The organism is Aeromonas sp. s4 (genome assembly GCF_040907855.1).
GTDB lineage: Bacteria > Pseudomonadota > Gammaproteobacteria > Enterobacterales > Aeromonadaceae > Aeromonas > Aeromonas caviae.
Genome location: NZ_JBFOCP010000049.1, coordinates 40,771 through 55,607, shown reverse-complemented (window position 1 = coordinate 55,607; position 14,837 = coordinate 40,771). Strand labels below are relative to the sequence as shown.

The window sequence follows — 14,837 nt, the reverse complement described above, 5'->3', positions numbered from 1 at the left end:
ATGACTAGTGAGGAGAACAGACAATGGCAACGATAACATCTGCTGGCGCAGGGTCCGGTATCGATCTGGAGAGTGTGATCTCTGCCAGTTTGAATGCCAGAAAGGCACAGCTTCAGCAGCCAATCACGACCAAGAAGACCAATGCCCAGATCACGCTCTCCGGGGTGGGCCAATTGAAATCTGCGATTGCCTCCTATGTCACGACCCTCAAAGATATGGCGAAGACGGATGCATTCAACAAGCGAGCCGTCAATATTACTCAAGATAAAGACAACCCCATTCTCAAAGTGGAGAGCAAGGCTGGTGCATCAAATGGCCAGTACAATATCACTGTCAATAAATTGGCGACAACCAGCAAATTTGAAGGGACTTTTGACAGTTCGACCACAGCGCTTGCAACGGAAGACGGTACTCTGACTTTTACCGCAGGGGACAAAAAGTTCAATGTAGAAGTCAAAGCTGGTGATTCGCTGCAAACTATTCGAAAGAAAATCAATAATAATGGCGATAATTTTGGATTGACTGCGAATATTATCAATACAGCGGATGGCAAGGCCAAGCTGGTAATGGATTCAGGAGTCAGTGGTGCCGGAAAAGATCTACTGATTACGGGTAGTACTGCAGGCGTGAGCAGTTTTGCTTCCTCTCTCACCAAAACCCAAAGTGCCAGTAATGCAGAAATAACCGTTGATGGTAGCGTGCTCAGCAGTGATACCAATACTTTTGATGGCACTATCATGGGGCTAAAGGTCACCGTGCTGCGTGAGTCAGACAAAGACACTGATGGTAATGCAAAGTCAAACAAGGTTGATGTCACCACGGATAAAGATGGCATCAAATCCATGATCAAAAGCTTCATCGATGGTTACAACACCTTGGTGAGTAAGGCTGACGGATTAGGGAAGCGTAACAGCATAGTGGCAGGTGAAAGCCAGGATGATGGTGGGGCCTTGGCCGGGGATTCAGTAACACGTAGTGTGATAAATCAGATGAGTAGTATCCTTATCACCCCGTCTGAGAATTCGAACGTATTCGATACTATTTTCCAGCTTGGGATAAAGATGGACAACAAGGGAGTACTCTCTCTTGATAGCGAGAAGTTTGATGAGGCGTTAGATAAAAATTTTGAGCAGGTAGTAGCCATTTTCGGTGGTGAGAAAGGGGTTGCTGGTCAACTGGCTACATCCCTCGAAGATTATTCGAAAACAGGTGGATTGCTTGCTCAACGAGAAGATTCCCTTAATACAGATTTACGTGCCTTGGCACAGAAAGAGTCAGATGCATCAGCACAATTAGTGAAGTATGAGGCTAGTTTACGTGCTCGTTATGGTGGCCTTGATACTCTACTTGCCAAAATGAACCAGTCAGCATCTTACTTGAGCCTTATTAATACCTCAAACTCATCATCTTGATTTGTATTTTGGCGATTCCGAGTGAGGAGGAGATATCATGTATCGCAAGCATATTAAAGCTTACACAACCCAGAACCTTCAAGCCGAAATGGCTGTGGCTGATCCTTATCGTGTTATTCAATTGATGATGCAAGGATGTATTGAGCGTCTTGCCCAAGCGAAAGGGGCAATAGAGCGTAAGGATTTTGAAGGTAAATCTATAGCCATTTCAAAATGCATGGCATTGATCAATGGATTACAGGATGCCTTGGACCTCTCATACGGTAAAGTACCTGAAGATTTATTTGCGCTTTATGACTATATGAAGCAGCGTTTGTTGGATGCAGGCCTTAATATGGCTGTTGCACCTCTGGAGGAAGTCGGTCAACTCATGTTGACAATAAAGAGCGGATGGGACTCCATACCAGTAGAAGACAGAATCCAGGCACTAAGTCAACAGGCAAGTGTATGACACACGCAGAAGCTTTGAGAGAGTCTGTACTCAGACTTGAGTTGGCCATTACCGAAGATAATTTGGAACTTGCTCATCAAGTAATGGATGAGCAGTTGATCTTGTTACAACAAATTGTACTGGAGAATAATTATTCTACGGACTTGATTGATGCTGCCAAAGATATATTCGATGAAAATAAAGAGCTTATGGTAATTGTTTCTAAAAAAAAAGTCGAATTACAGCGCCAGTTACACGATATAGTCATTGCGGACAAAGCTACTCAACTTTATAAAGTACATTCAAGATAGATAGGACTGCTTCATGGATATGGATAAAGATATTCAGCATATCGAAAATGAAATCATGCGTTTGCAACAACAGAAAGAACAAGAGCAGGCTATGATTGATGTACTCCCTGTTCGTTTTGATAGGAATATGGCTGCATTTCAGAATTTCATTCCCTCTGTTTATGAAAAGTTCAAGGATTATAACCCCGCTCGTCCATTTCGTTTCTTTTGCAATGAGAATGGAATACCTAATATATTGTGGCTCGACAATGAAGTTTCTTTTTATGGCGATAATCCCTACGAATACTCAGAGGCACAAATAGAACAAATTTTATGCCGTTCGAAGATAGATAAATTTTCCTTTAGTGTGGAAAATGATTTATTCAATCAAGCGCATGTTCAATATTTAAATAAACTATGTGAACTGTACAAGAAATCTGAACGCTCACTTGAAAAACTAACCACAATTCCAGCCCATGTCCCAATGGTAATGATGTTCGGGATTGGACTGGGATACCCATTATCCTACCTCTATGAAAGATGCAGCGTTAAAAATTTATTTGTTTTTGAGCCAGATCTTGATCTTTTTTATGCATCATTGTTTGCATTTGACTGGTATTCTTTGCTTCAGCATCTAAATGAGGAGAAATTGAGTCTTCATTTATTTTTGGGACAAGATGAAGATAGCTTGATGGAGGATTTGTTACCCGTTTTACATAAGCGAGGTGCATTTTGGATTTCCAGTCTATTTGGCTTTTGGCACTATCCTTCGGAGAAAATATTCTCTTTGACCGATAGAATAAAAAAAGAATTTTATCTTCTTAAGTCTGGTTGGGGCTTCTTCGATGATAATCTATTTGCTATAGCCCATAGTGCAAAAAACATTGAAAATAAGGTTCCCTTCTTATTGAAAAATAAAGACGTCTCGCGGTTTAATGAAGGCTTGCCTGCATTGATTGTTGGGAATGGGCCTTCTTTAGATGATTCACTCTCCTTTATTCAGGAAAATCAGGGGCGGTTCTTTATATTTGCATGTGGCAGTAGCATTACAGCTTTACATAAAGCTGGTATAAAACCAGATGTCTTGCTCGCTGTCGAAAGAACAAAAAGTTCAGCTGATTTTTTATCCTTGCTAAATGACGAAGAGTATTTGCGTGATATATTGTTTCTTAGTGTAGATATTATTCACCCGGAATGTAAGAAACATTTCAATCGGATGGCTGTAGGATTTAAGCCCCATGAGCCAATGTATTCTCTTTTAGCAAGAAACTATGATGAAATAAATAATTTTCATCATTTAAATGGGGTTAATCCATTAGTTGGCAATACTGGGTTAAGCTATGCAATTACATTAGGGTTTAAAGAGATATTTTTGTGTGGTATTGACAATGGATATAAAGAATCTTCACACCATCACTCCAAGCATAGTGCTTACTATGATGAACACGGTCACCCGATTGAGAAACTAACAAAACTGGTGACTCAAAGTGGTAGTCATATAATACCTGGTAACTTTGGAGGTTCTGTCACTGCGAATCGACTTTTCTGTGTTTCCATAAAGTCTATGGAGTCCTTGTTAAGGTCAAATAAAGATGTAACTTGTTACAATTGTAGTGATGGTGCAGCGATCGAAGGCACGGTTCCGCTACACATTAATGATTTCGCCGTCAATAGTGGTGTGGTAGTTGATAAGAATAAATTGACTAGCAATATTTATAATGAATTTTTCTCTGTTTTAGATATTAAAAGAAACGATATAGAACTCCTTATGGCATATGATTTTTTTGATGAAATCATGGATAAGTTCATATCCGATTGGAATGCAGTAGGAACTGGGCGTGATGATATATCTGAATTAATGCAAAAGCATTTCGAATACCTTACTTACATATCAGAAACTCGCCAACATCATATCCATAGGGTTCTCGTAGGATCAATAAATTATTTTTTCTCATTTATCAATACTATCATGTATTCATTTGAGGATGATGGTATGGGTGAGAAGATAGTCAAGCCTGCTATCGATATTATGGTAGAGTTTTTCAAAACAATGAAATCCACATATCCCGAAGCTCTAAACTTTGTTGATGAGTCAGATTGTGAGATTGTCCATTTATATAGAAAGAATGCGATTAGTAAAAGTTGATTGTTTTGCACACAATAGTCAATGTGCTTTTTATATATACAAAATGAATCTGTATAATATAAATATATTTCAATTTCTTTCGTGACGTTCGGCGTGTATATCAAGTTAGCCGTAAAGCATTAATCTGTTTGAGAAGAAATAGTTGATAAATTTATCGCCTCGCATATCTGCTCCACCGCGTTGAGGGCGCGGGGGGTGAAACGGTGCAGTTCATCGGCGTTGATGAGGGCGAGCCGCTGGTGTTTGACGGCGTCCAGCATGGGCCACTGCCGCCAGTGATCCAGCACGGAAGGATCCTGGCCGCCAGCCAGGATAAGCCCGGGATTGGCCTTGATCACCTGCTCCAGCCCGACCTGGGGGTAGGCTGCTCCCGCCTTCGCCATGATGTTGCGTCCGCCGCAGAGGGTGATGGCTTGCCCCGGCCAGGTCGAATTATTGACGCTGGTGAGCGGTGGGTACCAGAGCTGATAGAAGACAGACAGGGACTTGGGCTCGCCGTAGCGCGCCGCCAGGGCGTCGAGCCGGGTCAGATAGGCGCGGGCTTGCTCGTCGGCTCTGGGCGTGAGCCCGAGAAGGTGCCCCAGGCTGCGCATCTCGGTGGCCAGGGAGGCAAAGTCGGTGGGCTCCGAGTAGAAGACGGGAATACCGAGGCGCTCGACCGGGCCCAGCATGCGGGCCTGGGCGGAGCGCCAGGCCACTACCAGATCCGGCTTCTGGGCCAGCAGCGCCTCGAGGTTGATACTGCGATAGTTGGCCACCCGGGGGAGGTTGGCCACCTCGGCGGGGTAATCGGAGGCATCGTCGGTGGCGACCACGCGATCCCCGGCGCCGATATCGAACAGCAGTTCCGTCAGATGGGGAGTGAGGCTCACGATGCGCTGCGGCGGGGTGGCCATGGCGCACAGTGAGGTGCCCAGCAGGCAGACAAGCAGGCCCAGGGCACGAAGGGAAACGCGATCAGCCATGATTGAGCGCCATCCATGTCAGGAGCAGCGAGAGCCCGAGCCAGCCCCAGCCGGTCAGTTGCAGACGTTGCAGCAGGCGCAGGGGCAGGTTGGCATCGGGTTCGCTCCTTTCATCAAATACCGGAAAGCGCACCAGCTGACCCTGATAGTAGCGGGGGCCGCCGAGTCGGCGGCCCGTCGCCCGGGCCAGCAGCGCGAGCAGGACCCCCATGGCGGGATGGGGCCAATGCAGCGCAGGTCGCACTCTGTTGCCCAGTCCGCGCACCTGGGTCAGGCACAGGGGGAGCGCCAGCAACAGGATGGCGGGGGCGCAGAAACCCTGATAGAGCGCCGCAGCCGGGCGGCCGAAGTGGACGAACGCGCTTTGCTTGGGGTTCCACGCCAGATGGGTCAACTGGGCGAGCCGCACCAGCAGGGCACCCTGTACCCCGGCCAGGGCGAAGCCCAGCAGGGGGGCGGCCCACTGACCGACGAGGCGCAGTACGCAGGTCTCGCTCACCGCCTTGTTCAACCCCATCACCGAGAGCTTGCCGGTCTCCCGCTTGAGCCAAGGGGCGACCTGCAGCCTCGCCACGACCAGCGTCTCCTGGGTCGCCAGGGCGCAGCTCCCCCGGGCGAGTTCCCGCAAGGGGCGGGATTCGAGCATCAGCAGCAGGAACAGGAGGTCGAACAGGGGCTCGGACAGGGAGAGATTGCGCACCGCCCAGAGACCGGCAGCGCAGGGCACCCAGACCACCAGCAGGGCAAGGAGCCCGGCCTGGCTCTGCTGGCGTGGCGTGCCGTCGGGGCGATAGACCTTCTGGCCGAGGCGGGTGAGCAGAGGCACGGCTGCGCCGGGTCGAAAGCGTGCGGGCCAGGGCAGCAGGGCCTCCAGCAGGGCGGCCCCCACCATGATGGCCGCCGTCGTGGAGGCGAGGGCGGTCATCAGGGCATCCCAGGAGGGGGCGTCGATCACAGCTTGCCGAGCAGCGCGATGATCACTTCGGCGGAGTGTTGACCCGCCACCTCGATGAAGGCATCGAAGGATTCCACCTGCTCCTTGCCGGCGATGTCCGACATGGCCCGTACCACCAGATAGGGCACCTTGAACATGTGGCACACCTGGCCGATGGCGGCCCCTTCCATCTCCACCGCCAGCATCTGCGGGAAGTCGGCACGGGCTTTCGCGATGGCGTCCGGCTTGCACATGAACTGATCGCCGGTGCAGATGAGTCCGACCTTGGTCTGGTGCTTGCCTTGCTCGGCAATGCAGGCCTGTGCCAGGGCGATGAGTTTTTCGTCGCAGGGGAAGGCGGCGGGCTGCTGGGCCATCTGGCCCATTTCGTAACCGAAGGCGGTCACGTCCACGTCGTGGAAGCGCATCTCGCTCGCGATGACCACGTCACCGATGTGCAGATCCTGGGCGAAGCCGCCGGCAGAACCGGTGTTGATGACGCAATCGGGAGCGAACTTCTCCAGCAGCAGGCTGGTGGCGACGCTGGCGGCGACCTTGCCGATGCCGGAGCGGGTCAGGATCACCTCTTTACCGGCCAGCTTGCCCTGATAGAACTCGCAGCCGCCCAGTTGCAGGGTGGTGGGCTCGCTCAGCTGGCTGCGCAGGAGGGCTACTTCCTGCTCCATGGCGCCGATAATACCTACTTTCATCATCTACCTCGTCTCGATGGCCGCTGGGCCGAAAAAGTTGGCGTGGATGATAGCAAAACTTGGCGGTGGCGCCGAGCATTGCGATGGCGCGGATGGGGGGTCAGGGGTAGCGTCTGGCCAGGGCGGCCAGTTCACCACTGTCTGCGAGCCGTTGCAGGGTGTTGGCGAACAGGGTCAGGCGCTCGGGGGCACTGTGGCGATGGAACAGGATGTAGAAGGGAGTCTCTTCCATCACGGTGGGGAGGATGCGGATCTTGTCGGCCAGCCCCTGTTCGCGCAAGTCGGACTCAAACCCCGGGGAGCGGTAGTAGACGAAACGGCCGCGCTTCATCAACAACTTCTCGTAGTTGGCCTGGTTGCTGATCCCGCCGCTGTCGATGATGAGGCCGCCGATGTCCTGGAGCCGGGCGATGGCGCCGCTGCCATGGTTGATGAGGATGATGCCCGCCTGGCCGAGGGCCCTGACATCCTGCCAGCTGCGTATCTCGACGGGATCGTCACGGCGCACCGCCAGGTGGTAGCGCACCGTGAAGATGGCGGGAGTCAGGACGATGAAGTGATCCCGCCTGGCCGGGCTCTCCCCCACGCCGCAGATGAAGTCCAGCTGACCGTGCTGCACCTTCTTTTCCAGCCGTCGCAGCGGCAGGAAGCGCTGATCTCCCTCAATGCGAAGGGCTGGCTCCCTTGCTTCCATAAGCCGGAAGAGATCGACGCAGATCCCGCCGACATGCCCGTCGGGGAGCGTCACGTACTTGGGGGACGACGCCTGCTGCGCGGCCGTATGAAAGACCTCGGTGGCGCCAATGGCCCTGGCGGTGAGGACAAGCAGACACAGCAGCAGGATTATCCTGAGGGTCATCCGGGCAGGCTTCCGATGGGATTCAGGCGCCGTACATCAACCAGTCAAAGGGCGCCGGGGGCTCAACATTAGGCGATTTCCCCCTCTTATTTCAAGGGGTTCGCGCTGTCGTCACCGGGTGCACGGGGCTTGAGGGGGGTGATCAGCCGAGCGCGGTGTCAAGGGTCATCATCAGAGCGAAGCCCGCCATGAGACCCAGGGTGGCGTGGGTCTGGTGGCCGTTACGATGGGTTTCCGGGATCACTTCGTGGGAGACCACGGGTTGCATGGGGCATCGGCGTTTCATCCCAGGGCTGTATCCAGTGTCATCATCAGAGCGAAGCCCTGCCATCAGGCCCAGGGTGGCGTGGGTCTGGTGGCCGTTGTGGGGCATCGGCGTTTCATCCCAGGGCTGTATCCAGCGTCATCATCAGGGCGAAGCCCGCCATGAGACCCAGGGTGGCGTGGGTCTGGTGGCCGTTGCGATGGGTTTCCGGGAGCACTTCGTGGGAGACCACGGGTTGCATGGGGCATCGGCGTTTCATCCCAGGGCTGTATCCAGGGTCATCATCAGGGCGAAGCCTGCCATCAGGCCCAGGGTGGCGTAGGTCTGGTGGCCGTTGCGATGGGTTTCCGGGATCACTTCGTGGGAGACCACAAACAGCATGGCACCGGCCGCGAGCCCGAGGCCGATGGGGTAGGCGATGGCCATGCCGCTGGCGAGTCCGACCCCGAGCAGGGCGCCGAGCGGTTCCAGCAGGCCGCTGCCGATGGCGACCAGCACGGCCACCGACGGGCGAAAACCGGCTGCGCACATGGCCAGCGCCACCGCCAGCCCTTCGGGAATGTCCTGCAGGGCAATGGCGGTCGTAAGCGGCAGTCCCACCGTCATGTCCCCCTGGGAGAAGCTGACCCCGATGGCCATGCCTTCGGGCAGGTTGTGCAGGGCGATGGCGAAGACGAACAGCCAGACCCGTGAGCAGCTCTCATGGCCGGGACCACAGGGGCCGGTCTTGTCGTGTTCGTGAGGGGTGAATTGATCCAGTCCCAGCATCAGCAGCACCCCGAGGGTCATACCAGCCACCACCACGGCGGCGGCGAGGAAGCCGTCACCCGTGATCCCCTCGGCGGCCTCGAGCCCCGGCAGCAGCAGGGAGAAGGCGCTCGCCGCCAGCATCATGCCGGCGGCGAACCCCAGCATGGCATCTTCCACCCGTTGGGGAACGGCGCGCAGGAACAGGGCAGGCAGGGCGCCCAGCGCCGTGGCGGCAAAACCCGCAGCGCCGCCGATGAGGCCATAGCGTACTCCGGGCGTGATCTCTCCTGCTGCCAGCATGACGAGACTCTGCACCAAGAGCAGCAGCACGGCGACCAGGGCGAGCAGCAGCCCTAGGGCGATGAGGGGGCGATCCGCTATCTGCTCGCGCAGTTGGACAGACCAGGAAGGGGAGAGGGTCGATATGTTGTCCATGGGGCCTCTGAAGACAGGAATGGGGAGAGACGAGCGGCCATTACATAACCTGGCCCCTGCTTTGTCCATGACGGCGGACCGATTGTGGCAATCGGCTCAAGTTTTGCGTCGAGCTGGTCGCTCCTGTGCTGGCAGCCTCGTGGCGGGCACAAGGCCCGGCGTGGGGCGAGCGGGAAGCAAGGGATCCCCTCTCTTCGCTCCCATCGTCATTTCCCGTCAGGAGTCTCGGGTCACCGCTTACACGGATGTGATCATTGTGTCACTGCACATCTGCAGTCGAGGATCACCAGCCAACATGTCTTACAAGCATCTCTCCATCGGCAAGAAGATTGCCGCCGTCTTTGCGGTCATTGCCGTCATCAACGCCGTCTTCGGCCTATTTCTCGCCACCGAACTGCGGGACATTCGGGATCGGGTATTGAACTTCACCGACTCCACCCTGCCAAGCGTGCTCTCGGTGGACAACTTGCTCTACGACGTCTCCTATGTGCGCCGTGCCCAGTTTGCCCTGCTGATGGTGGAAGATGCCGTCGACAGGCAGGTTCGCCGCGCCCGCATCCAGGAGAGCCTGGGCAAGGTGCAGCAGGTCATGGATGCCTACGAGGCAACCGTGGGGGCCGAGCATGAACGCCAGGCCTTCAACCGCGTCAAGCAGCAGTGGCTGCAATATCTGGGGGCCGTCAACCAGGTGGATGCCCTGTTGTTCCAGGGCAGCAGGGATGAGGCCAGGGAGGCGCTGTTTCGCTCGAACGGGCTCTACACCGAGCTGGAGCTGGCGGTGCGTGCCCTGGTGAAGGTGAATCTTGGCTTTGTGGAAGAGAACCGTGGCAGCCTGCTTGGCAGCGTCACCATGGTGATGACCTTTGCCGTGGTGAGCATCGCGACCCTGCTGATCTTTATGGGGGTCATGACCTGGTTCCTCACCCGCCAGATCTGCCTGCCCCTGCAAGCCGTGGTGGCCCAGGCCAATGCCATCGCCCTGGGGGATCTGACCCATCGGCTGGATCGCCAGCACATCGGGCAGGACGAACTGGGGATGCTGGCCAGCGCCTCCCTCAAGATGCAGGACAACCTGCGTGGGCTCATCGAGGAGGTGGCCGCCGCCGTGACCCAGCTGGGGGCCGCCATCGAGGAGGTGAGCGCGGTCTCCGAGCAATCATCCCAGGGGATCCAGAGCCAGCAGCAGGAGATAGCCCAGGTCGCCACCGCCATGGCCCAGATGAAGGCGACGGTAGCGGATGTGGCGGGCAACACCGAGGTGGCCTCGGAGTCGGCAAGCTCCGCCAATGCCCTGGCTCGTCGCGGCAGTCAGGATGTGCAGGGGGCACTGGATGCCATCACCCGGGTGGCCGGTGAGATGGAGCAGGCGGGCAACCTGGTGAGTGAACTGGAGAAAGAGTCTGCCCAGATCAACCTGGTGGTGGATGTCATTCGCGGCATTGCCGACCAGACCAACCTGCTGGCACTCAATGCCGCCATCGAGGCGGCCCGTGCCGGTGAGCAGGGGCGCGGCTTTGCGGTAGTGGCCGACGAGGTGCGCACCCTGGCGGGGCGTACCCAGGCCTCCACCGGCGAAATCGTCGCCATCATCGAGACCCTGCAGGCTCGTGCCAATCGGGCGAAGTCGGTGACCGGCCAGAGCTGCGAGATGATCCGCCAGTGCGTGAGCCAGAGCGAACGCACCAGTGCGGGCATTCGTCAGATTGAAGAGGCGGTGGCCCAGATAGCCGACATGGCGATCCAGATTGCCAGTGCCTGTGGCGAGCAGGATGCGGTCTCCGATGAGCTGGGCCGCAACGTGGCGCGCATCAACGACTCCTCCAACGAGGTCGCGACCGGCGCGGATCACACCGCCAAAGCCTGTCTGGAGCTGAGCCAGCTGGCGGCGGGTCTGCGCCAGAGCATGGGGCGCTTCCGCCTGGCCTGACGGTGGCCGCAGCCAATGAAAACGGGGCCCTGGGCCCCGTTGTTTTTCTCACCGCCAGGCGGCGTGGGCTCAGGCGCCCAGGCCGGTACCGGCGTCTTTCTTGGCAATCAGCTCAATCTTGTAACCGTCCGGGTCTTCCACGAAGGCGATAACGGTGGTGCCGCCCTTCACCGGGCCCGGTTCGCGGGTGATCTTGGCGCCGGCGGCGCGCAGCGCCTCGCAGGTGGCATAGATGTCGTCCGCTTCCAGGGCGATGTGACCATAGGCGGAACCGATCTCGTACTCGCTCACGCCCCAGTTGTAGGTGAGCTCGATGACGGCTTCATCCTTCTCGTCGCCGTAGCCGACGAAGGCCAGGGTGTACTTGTATTCGCTGTTCTCGCTCTTGCGCAGCAGTGTCATGCCCAGCACTCGGGTGTAGAAGTCGATGGAACGTTGCAGATCGCCGACGCGCAACATGGTATGCAGAATTCTCATTGCTCAATTCTCCGGGTTGGTGGATTGGTACTGCCTTGAATCCATGGCCCGAGACCGGATCCGCAGAGGCCTGCAGATCAACTCTCGGGATAGACCTTCTCTTTGTATTCGCACAAATCTTCGATGATGCAGGAGCCGCAGCGGGGCTTGCGGGCGAGACAGGTGTAACGCCCATGCAGGATGAGCCAGTGATGCACGTCCAGCTTGAACTCGGCGGGGACCACCTTGAGCAGCTTCTCCTCCACCTGATCGACGTTCTTGCCCACTGCAAAGCCGGTGCGGTTGGAGACCCGGAAGATATGGGTGTCGACGGCGATGGTGGGCCAGCCGAAGGCGGTGTTGAGCACCACGTTGGCCGTCTTGCGGCCGACGCCGGGCAGGGCCTCGAGGGCCTCGCGATTCTCCGGCACCTCGCCGCCGTGGCGCTCCAGCAGAATGGCGCAGGTCTTGATGACGTTCTCGGCCTTGGTGTTGAACAGGCCGATGGTCTTGATGTACTCCTTGACCCCGTCCACCCCCAGATCCAGCATGGCCTGGGGGGTGTTGGCCACCGGATAGAGCTTGTCGGTGGCCTTGTTGACGCTCACGTCGGTGGCCTGGGCCGAGAGCAGCACGGCGATGAGCAGCTCGAAGGGCGTGGTGAAGTTGAGCTCTGTGGTGGGATGGGGGTTGTCATCGCGCAACCGCTCCAAGATCAGCCTGCGTTTCTGGTTGTTCATGGCTCTCTCTTGTCTCAGAGCTGGGTAGTGCGGGCGCCCGCCGCCGGCACGGTGCAGTGGGCCTTCTCGGCACTCTGCTTGCGGCCCATCCAGTCGTTGATGGCGTTTTTGCCGGCGATCATCAAACCGAGGCCGATGAAGCCGCCGGGGGGCAGGATCGCCAGCAGCAGGCTGGCGTCGGCGTGGAACAGCTCGACGCGCAATGACTTGGCCCAGTCACCCAGCAGCAGCTCGGCACCGTCAAACAGGGTGCCCATGCCGATGATCTCGCGAAGGCCCCCCAGTACCAGCAGCACCAGGGTAAAGCCCAGCCCCATCATGAAGCCGTCGAGGGCGGCAAGCAGGGGCGGGTTCTTGGAGGCATAGGCTTCGGCGCGGCCGATGATGACGCAGTTGGTGACGATGAGGGCGATGAAGATGCCGAGCGCCTGATAGAGGCCGTAGGTGTAGGCGTTCATCAACAGCTGCACGCTGGTCACCAGGGCCGCGATGATCATCACGTAGACCGGGATGCGGATATCCTTGGGCACCCAGTTGCGCACCAGTGAGACGGCGAGGTTGGAGCAGACCAGTACCACCATGGTGGCAAGGCCGAGCCCCAGCGCATTGGTAAAGGTGGAGGAGACCGCCAGGGTGGGGCAGAGCCCCAGCACCTGCACCAGGGAGGGGTTGTTCTTCCACAGTCCCTGCAGCATCAGCTCCTTGAGCTCTTCGCGGCGGCCACTTTCCCCGGCGGGTTGGCTGGCAGTGTCAATCACGTCGACTTGTTCCATAGCGTGTGCTCCGGCGTTAGGGGTTGGTATGGCAGGAGGGGGCATCGTGCAGCAGTTCGGGGTGCTCCTGTTGCAGCCTCAGCAAATTTTTCACTGCCTTGACCACGGCCCGCGGGGTGATGGTTGCCCCGGTGAAGGCGTCGAATTCGCCGCCATCCTTCTTCACCGCCCAGGTGGTGTCGTTGTCGGCCGTGAGGGACTTGCCGGTGAAGCTGTCGATCCAGCTGGATTTCTTCAGCTCTATCTTGTCACCAAGCCCCGGGGTTTCCTTGTGGGCCAGCACCCTGACCGCGCTGACGGCCCCCTTTGCATCGGTGCCGACCACCATGCGAATGGCTCCACTGTAACCATCGGGGGCCACGGTTTCCAGCGCGTAGCCGGTATGCACCCCCTTGAGGGTGGCGGTATAGAGGGGCATGGGCTCATCGCTGCCCAAGTATTCCCGGCTGCTGACCAGCTTGCAACTGGCCACCAGATCGTTGTCATAACTCCCCTCGGGCAGCAGGGCCTGCAGGGTGCGCAGCTTCTCCAGCTCTTGCTGGTGGGCGATGCGATCCCGGGTCAGTTCGTTGGTCAGCACCACCATGGCGGTGCAGCCGAGGGCAAAGAGGGCCAGGGTCAGGCCATTCTTGCGCATGCTTTTCAACATGGGAGGCTCCCTGTCTCGCGTCTGCGGCAATTCAGATGGGGGTTCATTTGCGACGGGCTCCATAGACCTTGGGGCGGGTCAGACTGTCAATCAGGGGAACGCACAGGTTGGCCAGCAACACGGCGAAGGCGAAGGCATCCGGATAGCCGCCAAAACGGCGGATGACATAGACCAGCACGCCGATGAGCACACCGTAGACGAGGCGCCCCTTTGCGGTGGTGCTGGCACTCACCGGATCGGTGGCGATGAAGAAGGCCCCGAGCATGGTGGCACCGCTGAACAGGTGCAGCATGGGGGTGGCGGTGGCATCCGGGGTGGCCAGATAGCCCAGGGTAGCAGCGAGCAGCAATGCGCCCAGCACGGCAGTCGGAATGCGCCAGTTGATCACTTTCTGCTGGAGCAGGAAGAGGCCTCCCAGCAGGTAGCCGAGGTTGACCCAGCTCCAGCCGATACCACCCCAGCCCTCGAAGACCTTGTGGGTCATCACTTCGGTGGCGGTCAGTCCCTGGGTCAGTCCGGTCTTTAAGGTATCCAGCGGCGTGGCCATGGTCAGGCCATCCACCCCCTGCTTGAGCTGCAGCATGCTGTAGCCGTCGAGGCTGAAGCCGGTGAAGATCACCGAGGCCGCATCGGCGAAGCCGATGTCGTAGGCGGCGATGCTGGAGGGGGGCAGCCAGCTGGTCATCTGGACCGGGAAGGAGACCAGCAGCAGCACATAGGCCACCATGGCAGGATTGAACAGGTTCTGACCGAGCCCGCCATAGAGATGCTTGGCGATGATGATGGCGAACGCCGTGCCCAGCACCAGCATCCACCAGGGCAGCAGGGGGGGCAGGGAGAGACCGATGAGCACGGCGGTGAGCGCCGCGCTGCCATCCAGCAGGGCCGGTTTGACGGGGCGGCCGCGCAGGCGAAGGACCAGGGCCTCCGAACCCAGGGCCGTGACCAGCGCCAGCAGGATCTGGATCAGGGTCCCCCAGCCGAAGAACCAGGTCTGCGCCAGGAAGCCGGGCAGGCAGGCCAGGATCACCAGCACCATCAGGGTCTGGGTCTGTTTGCGGTTGTGGGCAAAAGGCGCACTCGCGATATTGAACAT

15 protein-coding genes and 2 pseudogenes are annotated in these 14,837 nt (G+C 57.1%); 5 read left to right on the top strand and 12 right to left on the bottom strand.

Annotation, left to right across the window (positions count from 1 at the left end; translation table 11 throughout):
- Positions 1–23 precede the first annotated feature (23 nt).
- Genes fliD through AB5Y89_RS17305 form a run of 4 tightly spaced genes read left to right on the top strand, consistent with a single transcriptional unit; the run spans position 24 to position 4,278 of the window.
- Positions 24–1,412 carry a flagellar filament capping protein FliD gene (gene fliD / locus AB5Y89_RS17320; RefSeq protein ID WP_323911734.1) on the top strand — a complete coding sequence of 463 codons (1,389 nt, stop codon included), beginning with the start codon at positions 24–26 and terminating at the stop codon, positions 1,410–1,412.
- A 37-nt stretch (positions 1,413–1,449) separates the two neighbouring features.
- Positions 1,450–1,863, top strand: coding sequence for a flagellar export chaperone FliS (fliS, locus tag AB5Y89_RS17315; RefSeq protein WP_322131089.1), 414 nt, complete (start codon positions 1,450–1,452; stop codon positions 1,861–1,863).
- Complete coding sequence (locus tag AB5Y89_RS17310; RefSeq protein WP_323950804.1) at positions 1,860–2,153, top strand: hypothetical protein; 294 nt, start codon at positions 1,860–1,862, stop codon at positions 2,151–2,153. Before fliS ends, AB5Y89_RS17310 begins: the two co-directional genes overlap by 4 nt.
- 13 nt (positions 2,154–2,166) lie before the next feature.
- The gene (locus tag AB5Y89_RS17305) at positions 2,167–4,278 is read left to right on the top strand and encodes a 6-hydroxymethylpterin diphosphokinase MptE-like protein (RefSeq protein ID WP_323950805.1); all 2,112 of its coding nucleotides are present in this window, start codon (positions 2,167–2,169) and stop codon (positions 4,276–4,278) included.
- A gap of 119 nt (positions 4,279–4,397) precedes the next feature.
- Here the strand turns inward: AB5Y89_RS17305 and AB5Y89_RS17300 are convergent, their stop codons facing one another.
- The 7 genes and pseudogenes from AB5Y89_RS17300 to AB5Y89_RS17270 all read right to left on the bottom strand — a co-directional run bounded on the left by AB5Y89_RS17300 (position 4,398) and on the right by AB5Y89_RS17270 (position 9,196).
- Entirely contained in the window at positions 4,398–5,243 is an 846-nt protein-coding gene (locus AB5Y89_RS17300; protein ID WP_368224208.1) for a cobalamin-binding protein, read from the bottom strand.
- Positions 5,236–6,168 carry a cobalamin biosynthesis protein gene (locus tag AB5Y89_RS17295; protein WP_368224207.1) on the bottom strand — a complete coding sequence of 311 codons (933 nt, stop codon included), beginning with the start codon at positions 6,166–6,168 and terminating at the stop codon, positions 5,236–5,238. Before AB5Y89_RS17295 ends, AB5Y89_RS17300 begins: the two co-directional genes overlap by 8 nt.
- A gap of 26 nt (positions 6,169–6,194) precedes the next feature.
- Positions 6,195–6,887, bottom strand: coding sequence for a 5'-methylthioadenosine/S-adenosylhomocysteine nucleosidase (gene mtnN / locus AB5Y89_RS17290; RefSeq protein ID WP_010674306.1), 693 nt, complete (start codon positions 6,885–6,887; stop codon positions 6,195–6,197).
- A gap of 100 nt (positions 6,888–6,987) precedes the next feature.
- Positions 6,988–7,746: an ABC transporter substrate-binding protein gene (locus tag AB5Y89_RS17285; RefSeq protein ID WP_010674307.1), complete on the bottom strand. Its 759-nt coding sequence runs from the start codon at positions 7,744–7,746 to the stop codon at positions 6,988–6,990.
- Positions 7,747–7,888: 142 nt separating this feature from the next.
- Positions 7,889–8,005, bottom strand: a pseudogene (locus AB5Y89_RS17280) (ZIP family metal transporter); the annotation flags it as partial.
- Between the two features lie 121 nt (positions 8,006–8,126).
- Positions 8,127–8,243: pseudogene (locus AB5Y89_RS17275) on the bottom strand (ZIP family metal transporter); the annotation flags it as partial.
- 23 nt (positions 8,244–8,266) lie between these two features.
- Entirely contained in the window at positions 8,267–9,196 is a 930-nt protein-coding gene (locus AB5Y89_RS17270) for a ZIP family metal transporter (RefSeq protein WP_323579743.1), read from the bottom strand.
- A gap of 295 nt (positions 9,197–9,491) precedes the next feature.
- Here AB5Y89_RS17270 and AB5Y89_RS17265 point away from each other — a divergent pair, with 295 nt between their 5' ends.
- Complete coding sequence (locus AB5Y89_RS17265; RefSeq protein ID WP_010674309.1) at positions 9,492–11,123, top strand: methyl-accepting chemotaxis protein; 1,632 nt, start codon at positions 9,492–9,494, stop codon at positions 11,121–11,123.
- 69 nt (positions 11,124–11,192) lie between these two features.
- Here AB5Y89_RS17265 and gloA read toward each other — a convergent pair whose 3' ends face one another.
- From gloA to rsxD, 5 genes are all read right to left on the bottom strand, one after another.
- Positions 11,193–11,600, bottom strand: a complete 408-nt coding sequence (gloA, locus tag AB5Y89_RS17260) for a lactoylglutathione lyase (RefSeq protein ID WP_128313719.1) — start codon at positions 11,598–11,600, stop codon at positions 11,193–11,195.
- Between the two features lie 77 nt (positions 11,601–11,677).
- The gene (nth, locus tag AB5Y89_RS17255) at positions 11,678–12,319 is read right to left on the bottom strand and encodes an endonuclease III (RefSeq protein ID WP_005302279.1); all 642 of its coding nucleotides are present in this window, start codon (positions 12,317–12,319) and stop codon (positions 11,678–11,680) included.
- A gap of 14 nt (positions 12,320–12,333) precedes the next feature.
- Positions 12,334–13,092, bottom strand: coding sequence for an electron transport complex subunit E (locus AB5Y89_RS17250; protein WP_010674312.1), 759 nt, complete (start codon positions 13,090–13,092; stop codon positions 12,334–12,336).
- A 16-nt stretch (positions 13,093–13,108) separates the two neighbouring features.
- Positions 13,109–13,741 carry an electron transport complex subunit RsxG gene (rsxG, locus tag AB5Y89_RS17245; protein ID WP_043156385.1) on the bottom strand — a complete coding sequence of 211 codons (633 nt, stop codon included), beginning with the start codon at positions 13,739–13,741 and terminating at the stop codon, positions 13,109–13,111.
- 43 nt (positions 13,742–13,784) lie between these two features.
- Positions 13,785–14,837: an electron transport complex subunit RsxD gene (gene rsxD, locus AB5Y89_RS17240; RefSeq protein WP_010674314.1), complete on the bottom strand. Its 1,053-nt coding sequence runs from the start codon at positions 14,835–14,837 to the stop codon at positions 13,785–13,787.

Bases quoted from the DNA above. Each gene is read 5' to 3' on its own strand.
- fliD (WP_323911734.1), top strand. From the start codon at position 24: ATGGCAACGATAACATCTGCTGGCGCAGGGTCCGGTATCGATCTGGAG.
- fliS (WP_322131089.1), top strand. From the start codon at position 1,450: ATGTATCGCAAGCATATTAAAGCTTACACAACCCAGAACCTTCAAGCC.
- AB5Y89_RS17310 (WP_323950804.1), top strand. From the start codon at position 1,860: ATGACACACGCAGAAGCTTTGAGAGAGTCTGTACTCAGACTTGAGTTG.
- AB5Y89_RS17305 (WP_323950805.1), top strand. From the start codon at position 2,167: ATGGATATGGATAAAGATATTCAGCATATCGAAAATGAAATCATGCGT.
- AB5Y89_RS17300 (WP_368224208.1), bottom strand. From the start codon at position 5,243: ATGGCTGATCGCGTTTCCCTTCGTGCCCTGGGCCTGCTTGTCTGCCTG.
- AB5Y89_RS17295 (WP_368224207.1), bottom strand. From the start codon at position 6,168: ATGACCGCCCTCGCCTCCACGACGGCGGCCATCATGGTGGGGGCCGCC.
- mtnN (WP_010674306.1), bottom strand. From the start codon at position 6,887: ATGAAAGTAGGTATTATCGGCGCCATGGAGCAGGAAGTAGCCCTCCTG.
- AB5Y89_RS17285 (WP_010674307.1), bottom strand. From the start codon at position 7,746: ATGACCCTCAGGATAATCCTGCTGCTGTGTCTGCTTGTCCTCACCGCC.
- AB5Y89_RS17270 (WP_323579743.1), bottom strand. From the start codon at position 9,196: ATGGACAACATATCGACCCTCTCCCCTTCCTGGTCTGTCCAACTGCGC.
- AB5Y89_RS17265 (WP_010674309.1), top strand. From the start codon at position 9,492: ATGTCTTACAAGCATCTCTCCATCGGCAAGAAGATTGCCGCCGTCTTT.
- gloA (WP_128313719.1), bottom strand. From the start codon at position 11,600: ATGAGAATTCTGCATACCATGTTGCGCGTCGGCGATCTGCAACGTTCC.
- nth (WP_005302279.1), bottom strand. From the start codon at position 12,319: ATGAACAACCAGAAACGCAGGCTGATCTTGGAGCGGTTGCGCGATGAC.
- AB5Y89_RS17250 (WP_010674312.1), bottom strand. From the start codon at position 13,092: ATGGAACAAGTCGACGTGATTGACACTGCCAGCCAACCCGCCGGGGAA.
- rsxG (WP_043156385.1), bottom strand. From the start codon at position 13,741: ATGTTGAAAAGCATGCGCAAGAATGGCCTGACCCTGGCCCTCTTTGCC.
- rsxD (WP_010674314.1), bottom strand. From the start codon at position 14,837: ATGTTCAATATCGCGAGTGCGCCTTTTGCCCACAACCGCAAACAGACC.